The sequence below is a fragment of the Acuticoccus mangrovi genome, assembly GCF_016411865.1.
In the GTDB taxonomy this organism is placed as follows: Bacteria; Pseudomonadota; Alphaproteobacteria; order Rhizobiales; family Amorphaceae; genus Acuticoccus; species Acuticoccus mangrovi.
On the sequence record NZ_JAEKJA010000035.1, the window covers coordinates 1 to 15,500 of the forward strand.

Here is a 15,500-nt window from a genome sequence, read left to right on the forward strand (position 1 = left end):
TCCACCAAGTCCATCGTGGCCTCGTTCGAGCGCTCCGCGGCCGGCATCGCCATCTCCACCGTCGACCTCGACATCAGCACCATCACGCTGATCGACCCGGCGGGCGGCACCGCGGCCGGCATCCTCGACCAGGATCGGACCGTGGGTGGCACCACCGACAACGTGCTCGCCATCGACATCTCCGCCCTCACCGATTCGGCGGCCGACATCACCACTCTGGAAGAAATCATCGCCATCGTCGATGCGGCGCTGATGGAGGTGATCTCGGCGTCCAACACGGTCGGCGTGAACCTTGCCCGCGCCGAATCGCAGGAGACCTTCGTCTCCGCGCTGATGGACGCCAACGACCGGGCCGTGGGCGCTCTGATCGACGCCAACATGGAAGAAGAATCCACCCGCCTGCGGGCCCTGCAGACGCAGCAGCAGCTTTCGGTGGAATCGCTCTCCATCGCCAACGCTTCGGCTCAGAACGTCCTCGCCCTCTTCCGCTAAGCGGGTCGGACTTTCCCATCGGCGGCCGCGCTTCCACCCGGAAGCGCGGCCGCTTCGCGTTTGGCGCGCGCCGTCTGAGAGCGCGCCACACCTCGCCGCCACATCTCCGCCGTCGCAGCCGACCTCCACCGCCCTTCCGCCGGTCCGCGGCAAGTTACGGCACAGGTAGTTCGGCGACGATCCCCCCCTGACGGAGGTGCCGCGCGCTCCAAGCGCCGCCCCCACACCGAACGAACCCTTTTCGGATCGCTATGAGGAGGGCCGATGACCGGCCGCGAACACGTCGAGCGGGTGCTCACCAACATGCGAGAGTTGGGCCCGCGTCGCCTGATAGGGCTTGCCGCGATCGCGATTGCCACATTGGCGGCGGTCGGCATCGGGGCAAGCTATTTGGCAAAGCCTCAGCGAGAGGTGCTCTACACCGGCCTCGACCGCGAAGACGTCACCCGCATCGGCGGCGTCCTGGCGGACGCCAACATCCCGTTCGACGTCTCGAGCGACGGTGCGGCCATTCTCGTCAATCACGCCGACACGGCGCCCGCCCGCATGCTGCTCGCTGAAAACGGCCTGCCGCGCAGCCCCAACGCCGGCTACGAGCTGTTCGACGACATGAGCTCCTTCGGCCTCACCTCCTTCATGCAGGAGGTGACGCGGGTGCGTGCCCTCGAAGGCGAGCTCGCCCGCACCATCCAGAGCATGCAAGGCGTCACCGCCGCCCGCGTCCATCTCGTGATGTCGGACCGTGGCTCCTTCCGCTCCCAGCAGCGCCCCGCCTCCGCCTCCGTCGTCATCCGCACCGACGGGGCGAAGGGCGATGCGTCCGCCGAGGCGATCCGCCAACTCGTCGCCGGCGCGATCCCACAGATGGAGATCGGCGGGGTGACCGTGCTCGACACGCGCGGCGCCGTGCTCGCCTCCGGCGACGACCCGGCCAACCAGTCAACCGGCCGCCTGTCGCGTCTACAGAAGGAGACCAACGCCAGCCTCGAAGAGCAGATCCGCAAGACGCTGGTGCCCTTCCTGGGGGTGCAGAACTTCACCGTCAGCGTCACCTCTCGCCTCAACATCGACAAGACCACCGAGAACGAGACGATCTTCGACCCGAACTCGCGCGTGGAGCGGTCGGTGCGCACGGTCAAGGAAGAGCAGTCGGCCCGCAACAGCGCCGTCGATCAGCCGGTGACGGTGCAGCAGAACATCCCGCAGGAAGAGCTGCCGACGGCCGACGGCACCGACTCCACCCAGGACTCGGAACGCCGCGAGGAGCTCACCAACTACGAGATCTCGACGCGCGTGGTGGAGCGGGTGCGCGACGGCTTCGCGGTCGAAAAGCTCTCTGTCGCGGTTCTCGTCAACCACGACCGGCTGGCCGCCACCGCCGAGACGGAGGGGGGGCCGACGATCGAGACCCAGCTCGTCGACATCGAGGCCTTGGTACGCACCGCCGCCGGCTTCTCCGCCGACCGGGGGGACGAGCTCAAGGTCGCGACGATCCCCTTCGCCCCCGAGCACGACAAGCTCGATCCGCTCCCCTCCGAAGGCTTCCTTGCGATGCTGAGCCGGCAGCTCGGCACGGTGGTGAACGCCGGCATCGTCCTCATCGTCGCCGTGCTTCTCATCTGGTTCGGCCTGCGGCCCGCGGTGCGCGCCCTCACCGCCCAGCCCGCGAGCGGCACGATGACCGACCTCATCGCCGCGCAAGCCGCCGCCGATAACGATCAGGAGGAAGAGCCCGAGCGCAACGTAATCGAGGACCTCAAGGCCAAGCTTCACAAATCCCCGCAGAAACGACTGGAGCAGCTGGTGGACTACGACGCCGAGAAAGCCGCGAGCCTGTTGAAGCAATGGCTCCTGCAAGGTGAGCGCGCCTGATGCGCCGCTTCGCCGACACCCTCCCGACGCTGCGCGATCCTGCGGCTTCCCCTTCGCTCACGCCCGAGCCCGGCTTTACCCCCGCAGTGATCGCCCGTGCGTTCGGGCCCCGCCCACTGCCCGGCGGCGATCCGGTCACGGCCGAAACGGTGGGAGGCACGCTGGAGCGCGCCTTCGCCCGGCTCGACCGGGGCGGACCGGTCGCGCCTGGCGGGTCGGCCAGCCCCCGCCTCGCCTTCCCCGGCGCGGGCGAAGTGCCGCCCGTCGCCCCTTCCCGGCGCACCTCGCCCATTCCTCCCCTCGACGGTGCGGCGAGCGCGCCGGACGACCGGCTCGCCCAGGCGGTCGCCGCCGCCCAGAAGGAAGCGGAGGCCCAAAAGAGCGCTGCGATGGAGACGGTTCGCGAGGTGGAGCGCCGCACCGCCAAGCGTGCCCTGGAGGAGGCGCGGGCCGCCTGGTGCCGGGAGGAGGCGGAGGTGATCCACGGCCGCATCGAGCCACTGTTCGAGGCGCTTCACCGCCGCCTGTCCGACGCTTTCGGCGCCGCCCTCGCCCCGATCGCCGAGACCGCCATCCGCGATGCCGCCCTGCGGCGCTTCGCGAGCGTGCTCGACGACCTCATCGGCCCGGAGGCGGCCGAGCCCGCCGTCACCATCAAGGGGCCAGCCGACCTCCTCGACGCGCTGCGCAGCCGCTTCGGCGAGCGCGCCGGCGTCAATTTCATCGAGGAGACCACCGTCGAACTGTCGGTGGACGTCGGCGACACACGCCTCGAGACCGTCGTCGGCGCTTGGGCGGACGATCTTGCCACCTCAGTGAGTGCACGCGATGTCCAATGAGATCATCGTCCTCAAGCGGGTCGAGGAAGTCGCCGAAGCGAAGAAAGGCGGGGTGTGGAAGATCGCCCATGCCGACTTCATGACGGCGATGATGGCCTTCTTCCTCATCATGTGGCTCGTCAACGCCACCGACGAGGAAATCAAGAAGTCGATCGCCAACTACTTCAATCCGATGAACCTGATGGATGCGCCGAGCGACCGGCGCGGTATCATGGATCCGGACAAGGACACCCGCCCTCCCGCGAGTGGCGACGAGGCCGGCAAGACCGCCGGCGAGCGCCCGCTCGGCTCCGACACGCCCGGCGAAGGGGGCGGTGCCGGAGGCGGCGGCAACGTCGAGGAAGGCAATCAGAACAAGATGGAGTCGGCCGGCATCTTGGAACAGACCGACGGTGCGGAGTTCGACGACCCCTATGCGGTGCTCGCCTCCTCCGCCGTCGATCTGTCGCCGGAGGATCCGGTCTCGATCGACGTGCCGGATTCCACCCTCGGCACCACCGGAACCACGAGCACTTCCGACGCGATGCGCGATCCCTTCGATCCCGCCTACTGGCAGACGACGTCGACGCGCGCCGCCCAGTCGCTCCGGCCCGGCCCCAGCGAAACCGCCGACGTCCTGCCCCCCGACTCCGCGATCGACGCGGCGGACCGCCGCCCCACCGAGGTCCAGCCCTCCGGCCACCCCGCCCCCGCCTCGACCACGGCCGCGGCGGACAGCGCAAACGCGGCTCCGCCCGCAAGCCGTGCCCCGAGCGACACTGCGGGCGACGTCGGCCCGCACTCCAGCGTCGCCGAAGCCGTGCTCGCAGCTTTCGGCGACGCGCCCGAGACGGACGCCACCGATACGGCCGTGGCGACGGTGCCCACCCCCTCGCCCGACGCCGGCGGCAGCGTCGCCGCGGCCCGCCCCGACCCCGTGGCGGAGGCGGCCAACGAGCTGCGCAGCGCACTTGCGGGGGTCGCCGCCGACGTCGACGTCGCGCCAGGCGACACCACGGTGGCGATTTCCGTCACCGACGATGCCGCCTTCTCGATGTTCCCCATCGGGTCGTCAGCGCCGACTGCCGAGGCGGTGCGCCTCTTCGCCCGCGTCGCCGAGGTCCTGTCGCAGCGTCGCGGCCGCGTGGTGGTGCGCGGCCATACCGATGCCCGCCCCTTCCGCGCCGGCCGGTCGGACAACTGGGTGCTGTCCTTCGAGCGCGCTCACGCCACCAAGGAGGCGCTCGTCGCCAACGGCATCGACGAGAGCCGCATCGCCCGCGTCGAGGGTCTCGCCGATCGCCAGCCGACGCGCCCCGACGACCCACTCGCCGACGAGAACCGACGCATCGAGATCCTCTACGAACCGGACAGCGAGGCGCTCTGATGTCCGCCGACCTCCGCCCCCCGCGCTCCGCTCCCCGCCACCCGGTCCGCCCTGGGACGACGACGCTTTCCCTGGCGTCGTCTCTCCTTGCCGGCACGCTCCTCTGCCTGCTGCCGATCCCCACGCGCTCCGATCCGGCCCCGGTTCCGGTGCAGCGGCCGACCGCCGATCCCGAGCGGCACCTCGCCCTCAACATTCCGGCCCGTCCGCTGAGCCCCGGCCCCGTCATCGCGCGACCGCTGCGCCCGCAGAGCCACGAGCTCACGCGGGAAGACCGCCGCCTGCTCGATCCCGCGATCCGCACCGCCTACATCGATGCCGACGAGCTTCTCGCCCGCATCGGTCCGCCCTCACGCGCAGAGGCGAGCTTCGAGGCCGACTTTTCGATCGACGCCCCGTCCCGTCGCTCGCGCCGCGGCCCGCCCCGGCCGGACACGCGCAACGAGATGCTGCGTCTCCTGGCGGACCCGCCCGCGTCAGAACGCTCTACGGACGCCGAGATCACACCGGAATCCGCCACGGCCGCGGAGTCCGATCGGCCGACAGTGGTCGCCGAAGCCGAGACCCGGCCCGCGCGCCGACGACCGTCTGTGAGCACCGTCCCGGTGCCGACGCCCTCGCCACGGCGGCGCGCCGCCCCCTCCGAGGAGGCCGCGCCGGAAGAGCCCCTTTCGCGCGTCGCCTCCCTCGCACCGTCGTCGCTGACCGACGCGGTCGAGGTCGACGTCGCCGCCACGACCACGGAGACCTCCACATCGCCGAGCGCGAGCGAGACGTCAGACGACACGCCCGCCTCGGAGAGAGGCGCGGAGAGCACCGCCGCCGCGGCGAACGGCACCGCCCCCCCGAAAGGTCTACCGCGCCCGCATCCGCGCCGAGCCACCGAAAAAACCGCCAAGGACGCCGCACCAGCCGCAGCGCCGGAACCCAGTGAAACGCCACCCGAGCCCGAGACCTCGGCCCCGGCGACACCCGAGACCACCCCCGACGAGGCCTCGACCCACCCCACAGGCTCGCCCGGCGGCGCCGGCACACCCGCAACCCCCGCCACCCATCCAGCCGAGGCCGATGCGGCAGCGCTCCCACCCACCGACGAGCCTGCCGCCGCGACCGAGCCGACCGATCCGCAGGATGCGGTCGATCCGACCCCCGCGGTGGCGACAGACGCTCCTCCGTCTTCCCCGGCCACACCTCCCGCCCCCGCCGACGGTCACGGCGACGGCAGCCCCCAGCACGGCGAAGCGGACACGCATCCGAGCGAATCTCATCCCAGCCGAGCGCATCCCGATGAGGCGGATCCCGCGACGGAAGCCGAAGGCCATCACGACGCGGCGGAGGCCGAGCGGGACGAGACCGGCGAGCCCGCCACCGCCGAGGCACCACCGGTGGTGCTGCCGCCCGGACCCGACCCCGCGGCCTTGGTGCGGATGCTCACCGCCCTGCAGGACGACGTTGCGCGCGGCTCGGGGGCCGCATTCAAGGCCCAGAGCATCCTCGCCCGACGGATCGCCGAACGCTTCCTCGCGGCCCATCCCAGCGAGTGGTCGGAGCCTCGCAACACGCGTGCGCTGATCATCTACGCCCTCTCCGGCGGCAATCCGGCCGTGGTGCGCAAGGTGCAATCGAGCGCGGAGCTGCCCAGTCCCTACGACGAGATGCTCGCCGGCGCGCTCGCCTACCTCGAAGGTCGCGCCAAGGACTCCAAGCGCCACTTCGAAACACTGCGCCTGGAGGATCTCGACGCCAGCATCCGCGGCGCCCTGCTCCTCGCCTACGCGGCCATCACCGTGGGCGACGACGCCGCGGCGGCGCGCGAGCTCCTCGACAAGGCGCGCATCGCCGCCCCCGGCACCCTGGTGGAAGAGGCTGCCCTTCGCCGGGCGATCCTGATCGCCGCCGAAAAGAACAATCTCGCCGACTTCCAGCGCATGGTGAGCCGCTATCTGCGGAAATACCGCGCCTCGATCTACGCCGGCAACTTCCGCCGACGTCTCGCCGCCGCCCTCACCCGCATGAGCTTCATCGACGAGCCGGCCGCCTTTGTGCGGCTCGAAACGATGCTCGAGCCCATGACGGTCGCCGGACGCCAGGAGCTCTACCTTCTCCTCGCCCGCGCGGCCGTGGAGAACGGCAATCGCCTCGCCGCCGAGATCGCCGCCCAGCGGGTTCAGGAAACGGCACCGCCCGGCGAGCTCGACCACCGGCGCGCCCGCCTCTATGAAGCCGCCGCCCAGGTCGTCGACCCGGAGCGCTTCGCCGGAGCGGTCGCGACCCTGAACAGCCTCGACGCCGCGACGTTGCCCGAGGACGACCGCGCCCTCCTGCGCGCCGCGCTCAGCCTTTCGAGCACCGTGACCGATCTGCCGATCCCCGAAGCGATCGCCTCGCTCGGTCCGGACGCGGAGCTCGCCCCCGACAGCGCGACGGAAAGCACCGCCGATCCCTTTGCAGAGATCGCGGCGATGGAAGGGCGCGTCGCCGCCGCGCTCGCCGCTGTCGATACCCTCCTGGAGGACACCCCATGACCCGCGTCCCACCCCATCCGTCCGCCCCGCCGGCTGCGAACACCCAAATCGCCGCGCCCCCCTCCCAGGCCGCGGCACCGGGGTTCGCTCACATGCTGGAGGACGCCCTCCTCGCCGCCCAGCGCGCCCTCGGGCTGAAGCCCCCGGCCGAGGCGACCCCGTTCCACGCCGAGGCGGCCGGAGCAGCGGAGCGGCAAGCGCCTTCCGCCCCGCCCGAGCCGGTCAACGCCTTGGCCCGCGCGCTCGCCGCCCTCGCCGCCAACCCCCGCGGCGATGCGCAAGTCGCATCGGACGAGGCGGGCCGATCCGCCCATCCCCTGCCGACCGAGACGCCGACGACCGCCTCGCCCGCCCCATCGTCCGCCGCGGCAAGAAACGCACGGACCGCCGATACGGCGACGGCGACCATCCTGCCCGTCGCGAGCCCCCTGCCTCTCACGACACCCCCGGCGACGCTCAGCGCCGACAACGACGCCGCGCCGACACCACCGCCGGTGCCCGCCGTGCCAGAAGAGGTCGTGCCGCAAGCGGCCACGATGCCGACACCTCCGACCGCGCCGAACGTCCTCGCCACGGCCACGCCCCCCGAGACGCCACAGCCGGCGCCAGCCGAAGCCACCGCCGCGTCGCCAAAGGGAGCGACCGCGCACACTGTGGCCGAAAAGGTTGCCGCGACCCGGACGCCCCTACCGCCGCCCTCGAACGATCGGCACCCCGACCCACAAACCGGTCACGCCGCCCCCCGACAGGCAATCCCAACGATGCCGGCTCCCCCCGCCGCCATCGAGGCACCGGCGGCCCCCAGCGCGATTCCTTCGCCCGACGGGCCCGAAGTCACCGCACCGCGGACCATAGCCGACGCCGCGCGAACCCAGACCGCCTTGCCCGCCGCTGCGACGCACCAACCCGATCCACGCCGCGTCCAGCCGATTCAGCCGAACCGCGAAGAGCGCAGCCGCGACCTCGGCGGCGGGCCCCGGGTGGTCCGGCAGGAAACTCACTTCGCTCCGGTGATGCGCCGCGACCCCGTGGAGGGGCCCATCCTGCGTACGTCCGGTGGCAGCGCCGGCGAGCGCCCTGCCCTACCGCAGAGCCTGCCCGAGCCGAACCTCGTCATCGATAGTCTGAAACGGGCACTGAGCGGCCTCGCCAAGAGCTTCGGCACGCCGATCGACGTCGCCTCGCCCGCCCCCTCCGCCGTCCAGTCCACCAGCCCCGCGGCGCCGCCGCCCGCCCCGTCCTCCACCACCGCCGCGCCGGCCCCGACGCCCACCCCCGACGGTCCGGTACGCATCATCGAACTGCAGCTCCAGCCGGCCTCACTCGGCACGCTCACGGTGACGATGCGCCTCTCGCCCGTGGGCCTGCGCGTGACGCTTTCGGCCAACTCCCGCGAAACCGCGCAGCGGCTCACCGAGGAACGCAGTGAGCTCACCGAAGCGATCCGCCGCGCCGGCTATGCCGGAGTGGAGGTGAGCGTGGAAGAAGCGAGCGCCGCCCAGTCCCACGGCGGCGACACCTTCACCGACACCGGCGGCAGCAGCGGCGGCCGGGACGAGAGCCATCGCGGCACCGAACCGCCTATCTCGGCGATCCTGTCCAGCGCGGAGGACGCGGCCCGCTCCGGGCGCCCGTTCACGGTCTGACGGGAACCGCCGATGCCGCCCGAGACGCCACGGCGCATCGGCCGCGCACCAACCCCATTGCAGATCGGCGTGGCCTCGGCGAGGCTTAGGGGACCCACATGATCTCGGAGCGGTGCATTGGAAGCCCTGTTCATTGGCCACGCCTACATCGACATCACCTTCCTCGCCGAATCGCTGCCGACCGGCGATGACAAGACCATCGCCGACGACTACGCCGTCGCCTTCGGCGGCAACGCCACCACCGCCGCCTTCTGCGCCGCCAAGCTCGGCCTCAAGTGCGACCTCCTCTGCCAGCAGGCGGACGACTGGCTTGCCCGGATGTTCCTCGAAATGGCGTCTCGCGCGGGCGTCTCGGTGCACGGCCGCAAGGTGGCCGAGTCGAGCCTCTCCTTCATCATGCCGAAGGACGGCAAGCGGGCGATCGTGCGCTGCCGCGACGACCACTTTCGCCACCCCTTCCCCGTCCTCAACCTCGACGGTTGCCGCGGCCTCCACGTCGACGGCCACATGGCCGACGCCGCGCTCCACTACGCCAAGGCCTGCCGCGAAGCGGGGCTCCTGACCTCGCTCGACGGCGGCTCCGCTCGGGCCGGCACCGACGAGCTGCTCGAATATATCGACGTGGCGGTGATCTCGGAGCGGATGTGCGAACAGATGCAGCTGAACCCGCTCGCCATGCTCGCCTACCTGCGCAGCAAGGGTTGCAAGGTGGGCGCCGTGACGCTCGGCGAACGCGGCCTCGTCTGGTACGAGAACGGCGCCGACGCCCAGACGATGCCGTCCCTCCAGGTCCCGAGCGACAAGGTGATCGACACCTCCGGCGCCGGCGACGTCTTCCACGGCGCCTACTTCTATTCCGCCGTCACCCACCCGGAGCTCAGCTGGTCGCAGCACTTCGCCTTCGCCCGCGCCGCCTCCGCCTTCGCCGTGCAACACCTTGGCAACGAAGCGTCCTTGCCGACGTTGGAGGACATCGCCCACATCCGCGATACCTTGCCCGAGGCCGCCTAGGGAAAGGCCGCTCGCCCGCGAAACCGGCCGATTCCGGGGGCCTTCCAGCTTCGCTCCAGTCACTCGCACTAATTGTCGGCAGGACGAACGTACCGCCAGCCGACGGTGCCGCCTCTGGAGTATTGCGATGACCACGACGTTCTTCGAGAAGGCCCTCAGTCGTGCCGAACGGACCGACCTCATGCGGGCCGCCGGCGCTGCCGACGCCGTTCTCATCGTATCGACCGGCGACGAAGTCCGCCACGCCAACGAGCAGTTTCTCAAGATCGTCGGCTTCAGCGCCGGCGACATCGTCGGCAAGTCCGCCTCCCGCCTGATCCAGCACGGCCCGGGCGAGAGCAGCCGGATGGTCGACGAGACCATCACGCGCGCGCTGAAGGCGGGAAAGCCCTACCATGCCGTGCGCCGTCTGCGGTCCAAGGACGGCGGGGAGCGCTTCGTCGACGCCCGCTTCTATCTCGTCGGCTCGTCCGACCGCTCGCGCAACACCGTGATCATCAGCTGCATCGACGTGACGGACAGCTTCCAGCAGTCCGACAATCGACGCATCCAGCTCGACACCGTCGACAAGCTCTATGCCATCATCGAGTTCGACTTCGACAGCAAGATCCTCAGCGTCAACGACAATTTCTGCCAGACGATGCGCTACCGCCGCGACGAGCTGATCGGCCGGTCGCACCGCATCTTCCTCGACCAAACCATCATGACCGACGACGAATACCGTCAGTTCTGGAAGGAGCTCAAGGAAGGCCGGGCCCACACCGACGAGTTCAAGCGGCTGCGCAAGGACGGCACGCCGGTCTATCTCCAGGCGACCTATTCGCGCGTGCTCGACGCGGGCGGCCGCCCCTGCAAGGTCATCAAGATCGCGGTCGACATCACCGAGCGCGTCCTCGCCCGCAAGAAGGCGGAAGAGGTCGCCGGGCTCATCGACGACAAGCTGCAGAAGATCGCGGGCGCCGTCGCCAACGCCAACGAGCGCTCCACCACCGCCTCCAGCGCCGCCTCGCAGACGACGGCGACGGTCGAGCACGCCACGAGCGCCGTTCAGGAGTTCGAGGTCGCCGCCCAGCGCATCGCCGACACGATGGTGCAGTCCCGCCAGGCCGTTGGCAACGTGCTGCGCGAGACGGAGACCGCGGACAAGCACATCTCCCAGCTCAGCGACGCGGCGAGCTCGATGACCTCGATCGTGGAGATCATCCAGAAGGTGGCGGGTCAGATCAATCTCCTCGCCCTCAACGCGACCATCGAGGCCGCCCGCGCCGGCGAATCGGGCAAGGGCTTCGCCGTGGTGGCGGCCGAGGTGAAGTCGCTCGCCGACCAAGTAGAGAAATCGACCAACCAGATCAGCGCCGACATCGAGCGCGTGCAGTCGGTCTCCGGCGACGTAGTGAACGCGCTGCGGCACATCGTCGATTCGCTCACCTCGGTGCAGGAGAGCGTGAACGTCGCCGCCGATGCCGTGGAATCGCAGACCACCACCGCCCGCGACATCGCCTCCGGCATGCGGCAGGCGGCCGCCTCGGTGCGCGAGATCGACCAGAATCTCGGCCAGATCAGCCTCGCGATCGCCGATGCCGACGGCTCGGCCCGCGAGGGAAGCAGTATGTACCGCAGCCTGCAGGCGGCCGCGCTGCACTGATCGCGACGCCCGCTCTGCGCTTCCGCCCGCTACCAGACGTCGCTCGGCGCCGCGCCGCCGGCGACTTCCGCAAGGCGCCGGCGGGTGGCCGCCGACAGCCCCTCCGGCAAAGCGTCGAGCGGGGCGAGCCGCACTTCCGCGATCTCGGTCGCCTGCGGCCGCAACGCCGCCGCATCGAGCGGTGGATGATCGCGCGCCACGAACAGCGCCACATGGTCGCGCTGGGCCATCCCCCGGTTGAAATAGAGGCCGAAGAACTCAGGCGGCGTGGCAAGCGCAAGGCCGGTCTCCTCGCGCAACTCGCGCATCGCGCCCTCCCGCGCCGTCTCCCCGGGATCCACACCCCCTCCTGGAAAGTGCCAGCCCGTGATGTAGGTGTGACGGACGAGGAGCACGCGTCGATCGGCATCGACCACCATGCACCGCACGCCGAAGGTGACGGGTGGGCGCACCAGCGCCCGCAACCGCCAGATGAGCTGCCCGGTGATGCTGGCCACGCGCGCGCCTCAGCCCTGAAGGAGCGGCCGGAGTGGAGCGCTCGCCCCCACCGGCCCCCCGCCGAAGGATCGTGATCTGTGACGCGTTATCGCCTGGCCCATCTCTCCGACCCCCATCTCGCGCCGCTGCCTCGGCCGTCGCCCCAAGCGCTGATGTCGAAGCGTATTTTCGGCTATCTCAACTGGGTCAAGAACCGGAACACCGCCCTCGGCCGCACGATCCTCGATCGGCTGGTGGCGGACATGAAGTCGCGTGCCCCCGACCACATCGCCGTGACCGGGGACCTCGTCAACATCGCCCTCGACGAAGAATTCGACAACGCCGCCGATTGGCTCGCCTCGCTCGGCGACCCGGCCGACGTGACGATGGTGCCCGGCAATCACGACGCTTACGTTCCCGGAGCGGCCAAGAAGGCCACCGCCCGCTGGGCCCCCTTCATCGACGGCGACGTGACGAGAGGCTTTCCGCTCTGCCGCCGGCGCGGTCCGATCGTGCTGATCGGCGTCTCCACCGCGGTCGCCACGCCCCCGCTGATCGCGAGCGGCCGGGTCGGTCCGGTGCAGCTCTCCTCCCTCGCCGCCCTCCTCGACCGCCACGACGACGCCTACAAGGTGGTGATGATCCACCACCCGCCGGACGCGAGCCTCGCCTCCGGCAGCCGCGGCCTCACCGACGATCAGGCCGTGCGCGACGTGCTCGCGGCGGGCTGCGCGGACCTCGTCCTGCACGGCCACACCCACAAGCCTTCGCTGCGATATTTGGAGACCGCGCGCGGACGGGCGGCCATCGTGGGTGTCCCGTCCGCCTCCTCCGACGGATCGCATCACCCGCTGGCAAGCTACGCGCTGATCGACATCGACAGCCGCCAGAACACCGTGCGCCTCACCCGCCGGGGCCTCGAAAGCGCCGACGGACCTTTCAAGACGCTGAGCACAGAAGATCTCGCGCCGACGCCCGCCGTCGTGTAAGAGACGGGCGTCGGCGCGCTGCGAAGGACGCGTCAGGCCCGGTAGTGCTGCACCTTGGTGGCGCGCAACCCGGCAAGGCCGTGTCGATCGATGAGGGCGTTCCACGACAGGAATTCCTCGATGGTGAGGCGATAGCGCTCGCACGCCTCGTCGATCGACAGGAGCCCACCGCGGACCGCCGCTACAACCTCCGCCTTCCTGCGGATCACCCACCGCTTGGTGTCGGAGGGCGGCAGATCGGCGAGGGTCAGCGGTGTCCCGTCGGGTCCGATGACATAGCGATAGCGGGGTTGTGGATACTCAGACATGAGGTACTCGAACAAAACGCAACTCTCATCTGATGTTAAAGACCGGAGCCGCTTAACGCATACCTAACTGCTCCGTCCGTTGCCGCGGCGAGGGTTTGTGCTTAGCTAACGTCTGTCATGCATTCGATCGTATCTCATACCACCAACAGCCTCGGCCTGCCGGGGGCGCCCGAGGACCACCGCGTCGTCGTGGCGATGTCGGGCGGCGTCGATTCGTCCGTGGTGGCCGGCCTCCTCGCCCGCGAGGGTTTTGAGGTCGTGGGCATGACGCTGCAGCTCTACGATCATGGTGCGGCCGTGGGTCGCAAGGGGGCCTGCTGCGCCGGCAGCGACATCCACGATGCCCGCCTCGTCGCCGAGCGGCTCGCGATCCCCCACTACGTGCTCGACTACGAAAGCCGCTTCCACGAGGACGTGATCGAAGCCTTTGCCGATGCCTACGTGCGCGGCGAGACGCCCGTCCCCTGCATCGCCTGCAATCAGACCGTCAAGTTCACCGACCTGATGGCCGCCTCGCGGACCCTCGGCGCCTCGGCGCTCGCGACGGGCCACTATGTGTCGAGCCGCGTGGTCGACGGTCGCCGCCACCTCTTCCGCCCGCACGACGAACGGCGCGACCAGAGCTATTTCCTCTTCGCCACCACCCCCGAGCAGCTCGACTATGTGCGCTTCCCCCTCGGCGACATGCCGAAGGAGCGGGTGCGCGAGCTCGCCGCCGAGATGGGGCTCGTGGTCGCCGACAAGGCCGACAGTCAGGATATCTGCTTCGTCCCCGACGGCCGTTACGACCGCATGGTCGCCGCGATGCGCCCCGAAGCGACCCGCGAGGGCGATATCCGCCATATCGACGGTCGCATCCTCGGCCGTCACAAGGGCGTGATTCGCTATACGGTCGGCCAGCGCCGCGGCCTCAACATCGCCCTCGGCGAACCGCTCTTCGTGGTGCGCATCGACGCCGAGCGCAACGAGGTGATCGTCGGCCCGCGCGAGGCGCTCAAGACGCGCCGCGTCAAGCTGCGTGACACCAACTGGCTCGGCCGTCCCCTCGCCGAGGGCGAGAGCCGCACCGTGTTTGCCCGCGTGCGCTCCACCCGGCCGCCCAAGCCGGGCCGCGTCCGCCGCAGCACCGACGGTCTCGAGGTCGACCTTCTCGACGGCGAAGAGGGCGTCGCCCCCGGCCAGGCCTGCGTCCTCTACGCCACCGACGGTCCCGGCGCGGAGGTGCTCGGCGGCGGCTTCATCCAGAAATCGGCCGTCGCCCCTCCCGCCACCCTCGCCGTCGCCTGATCGTTCACCAACCGGGTCTATCCATGTCTTCACCCGCACCGTCGTCCCGCACCGTCGAAGGCCGGGACGTCAAGTCCGCCTACGCCCGCTGGGCGCCGATCTACGAGATCATCGCCACCCCCACGGTGCCGGCGCGCAAGATCGCGGCGAAGCGGGTGAACGCCATCGGCGGACGCTTCCTCGAGGCGGGCGTGGGCTCCGGCTCCGCCCTCCCCCTCTACGACCCGTCGGTGTCCCTCGTCGGCGTCGACCTCTCCCACGACATGCTGAAGATCGCCCGCGAGCGCGTCGCCAAGGGGCTGCCCAACGTGGAGGCCATCGTCGAGATGGACCTCATGTCGCTCGCCTTCGCCGACGCCTCCTTCGACGGCGTGGTGTGCATGTTCACCATCACCGCCGTGCCCGACGCGAATAAGGTGATGCGCGAGTTCGCCCGCGTGGTGAAGCCGGGCGGCGTGGTGATGATCGCGAGCCACTTCGAAGCCCGCCGCGGCCCCTGGCAGGTCACCGACCGGATCCTGACGCCGTTCTCCAAGCGCCTGGGCTGGAACCCGTCGATGCCCATCGACGGCGTCCTCGACGTCCCGGGGCTGACGCTTGAGAGCGAGGAGCAGCTTCCCCCGGTCGGCCTCATCACCTTGTTGGTGTTTCGACGAGACGCTTGACACCGAGGCCCCACTCGCCATTTATGCGGCCCGCGGGGCGGAGTAGCTCAGTTGGTTAGAGCAGCGGAATCATAATCCGCGTGTCGGGGGTTCGAGTCCCTCCTCCGCTACCAACTAAACCCCAGGAAATTCAAAGTAGTAGCGAGCTCGCTGCCATCTCGCCACCAGATTTCATGTTGCATCGTGTTGCGCCTGACTTCCGCGGATTTCCTAGGTTTTCTCGTGAGCCCCGGCGGCGCCATGCAACATGAACGCGACATAAGGCACGCTCTAGATGGCTGATTTGGGTTGAGCCTATCCCAGTCGTATCCTTGATGCCGTTGCTGCAAATGCCAGAGGTGTTGCCGCCGCTGGAAAACTGACCCGGTCGCCGACTGA

General features: G+C 70.0%; 13 protein-coding genes and 1 tRNA gene. 12 read left to right on the plus strand and 2 right to left on the minus strand.

What is annotated here, in order from left to right:
- The 8 genes from JCR33_RS23530 to JCR33_RS23565 all read left to right on the plus strand — a co-directional run.
- On the plus strand, nucleotides 1-492 hold a 492-nt coding region (locus JCR33_RS23530; RefSeq protein ID WP_269751255.1), incomplete at its 5' end, for a flagellin.
- A gap of 264 nt (nucleotides 493-756) precedes the next feature.
- Nucleotides 757-2,364, plus strand: a complete 1,608-nt coding sequence (gene fliF, locus JCR33_RS23535; RefSeq protein WP_198884594.1) for a flagellar basal-body MS-ring/collar protein FliF — start codon at nucleotides 757-759, stop codon at nucleotides 2,362-2,364.
- On the plus strand, nucleotides 2,364-3,203 hold the full coding sequence (locus JCR33_RS23540) for a hypothetical protein (protein ID WP_198884595.1): 840 nt from the start codon (nucleotides 2,364-2,366) through the stop codon (nucleotides 3,201-3,203). Before fliF ends, JCR33_RS23540 begins: the two co-directional genes overlap by 1 nt.
- Nucleotides 3,193-4,569 carry a flagellar motor protein MotB gene (locus JCR33_RS23545; RefSeq protein ID WP_198884596.1) on the plus strand — a complete coding sequence of 459 codons (1,377 nt, stop codon included), beginning with the start codon at nucleotides 3,193-3,195 and terminating at the stop codon, nucleotides 4,567-4,569. The genes JCR33_RS23540 and JCR33_RS23545 overlap by 11 nt, the downstream gene beginning before the upstream one ends.
- Nucleotides 4,569-7,094, plus strand: a complete 2,526-nt coding sequence (locus tag JCR33_RS23550) for a hypothetical protein (protein ID WP_198884597.1) — start codon at nucleotides 4,569-4,571, stop codon at nucleotides 7,092-7,094. The genes JCR33_RS23545 and JCR33_RS23550 overlap by 1 nt, the downstream gene beginning before the upstream one ends.
- Before the next feature lie 92 nt (nucleotides 7,095-7,186).
- Nucleotides 7,187-8,740, plus strand: a complete 1,554-nt coding sequence (locus tag JCR33_RS23555) for a flagellar hook-length control protein FliK (RefSeq protein ID WP_198884598.1) — start codon at nucleotides 7,187-7,189, stop codon at nucleotides 8,738-8,740.
- 117 nt (nucleotides 8,741-8,857) lie between these two features.
- Nucleotides 8,858-9,751 carry a PfkB family carbohydrate kinase gene (locus tag JCR33_RS23560; protein WP_198884599.1) on the plus strand — a complete coding sequence of 298 codons (894 nt, stop codon included), beginning with the start codon at nucleotides 8,858-8,860 and terminating at the stop codon, nucleotides 9,749-9,751.
- A gap of 127 nt (nucleotides 9,752-9,878) precedes the next feature.
- Entirely contained in the window at nucleotides 9,879-11,396 is a 1,518-nt protein-coding gene (locus JCR33_RS23565) for a methyl-accepting chemotaxis protein (protein WP_198884600.1), read from the plus strand.
- 29 nt (nucleotides 11,397-11,425) lie between these two features.
- Here JCR33_RS23565 and JCR33_RS23570 read toward each other — a convergent pair whose 3' ends face one another.
- Nucleotides 11,426-11,893, minus strand: a complete 468-nt coding sequence (locus JCR33_RS23570) for an NUDIX domain-containing protein (protein WP_198884601.1) — start codon at nucleotides 11,891-11,893, stop codon at nucleotides 11,426-11,428.
- A gap of 78 nt (nucleotides 11,894-11,971) precedes the next feature.
- On the opposite strand from JCR33_RS23570, the gene JCR33_RS23575 reads away from it, so the two are divergent.
- Nucleotides 11,972-12,862, plus strand: a complete 891-nt coding sequence (locus JCR33_RS23575; RefSeq protein WP_198884602.1) for a metallophosphoesterase family protein — start codon at nucleotides 11,972-11,974, stop codon at nucleotides 12,860-12,862.
- Between the two features lie 32 nt (nucleotides 12,863-12,894).
- Here the strand turns inward: JCR33_RS23575 and sciP are convergent, their stop codons facing one another.
- A complete protein-coding gene (sciP, locus tag JCR33_RS23580) occupies nucleotides 12,895-13,170 on the minus strand; it encodes a CtrA inhibitor SciP (RefSeq protein ID WP_198884603.1) in 276 nt (91 codons plus the stop codon).
- A 117-nt stretch (nucleotides 13,171-13,287) separates the two neighbouring features.
- Between sciP and mnmA the strand changes: the two genes are divergently transcribed.
- The 3 genes from mnmA (at nucleotide 13,288) to JCR33_RS23595 (ending at nucleotide 15,235) form a co-directional block, all read left to right on the plus strand.
- Nucleotides 13,288-14,457 (plus strand): tRNA 2-thiouridine(34) synthase MnmA, encoded by a 1,170-nt coding sequence (mnmA, locus tag JCR33_RS23585; protein WP_198884604.1) that lies wholly within the window; start codon nucleotides 13,288-13,290, stop codon nucleotides 14,455-14,457.
- 23 nt (nucleotides 14,458-14,480) lie between these two features.
- Nucleotides 14,481-15,122 carry a class I SAM-dependent methyltransferase gene (locus JCR33_RS23590; RefSeq protein ID WP_198884605.1) on the plus strand — a complete coding sequence of 214 codons (642 nt, stop codon included), beginning with the start codon at nucleotides 14,481-14,483 and terminating at the stop codon, nucleotides 15,120-15,122.
- A gap of 36 nt (nucleotides 15,123-15,158) precedes the next feature.
- Nucleotides 15,159-15,235, plus strand: a tRNA-Met gene (locus JCR33_RS23595).
- Nucleotides 15,236-15,500: the final 265 nt, after the last annotated feature.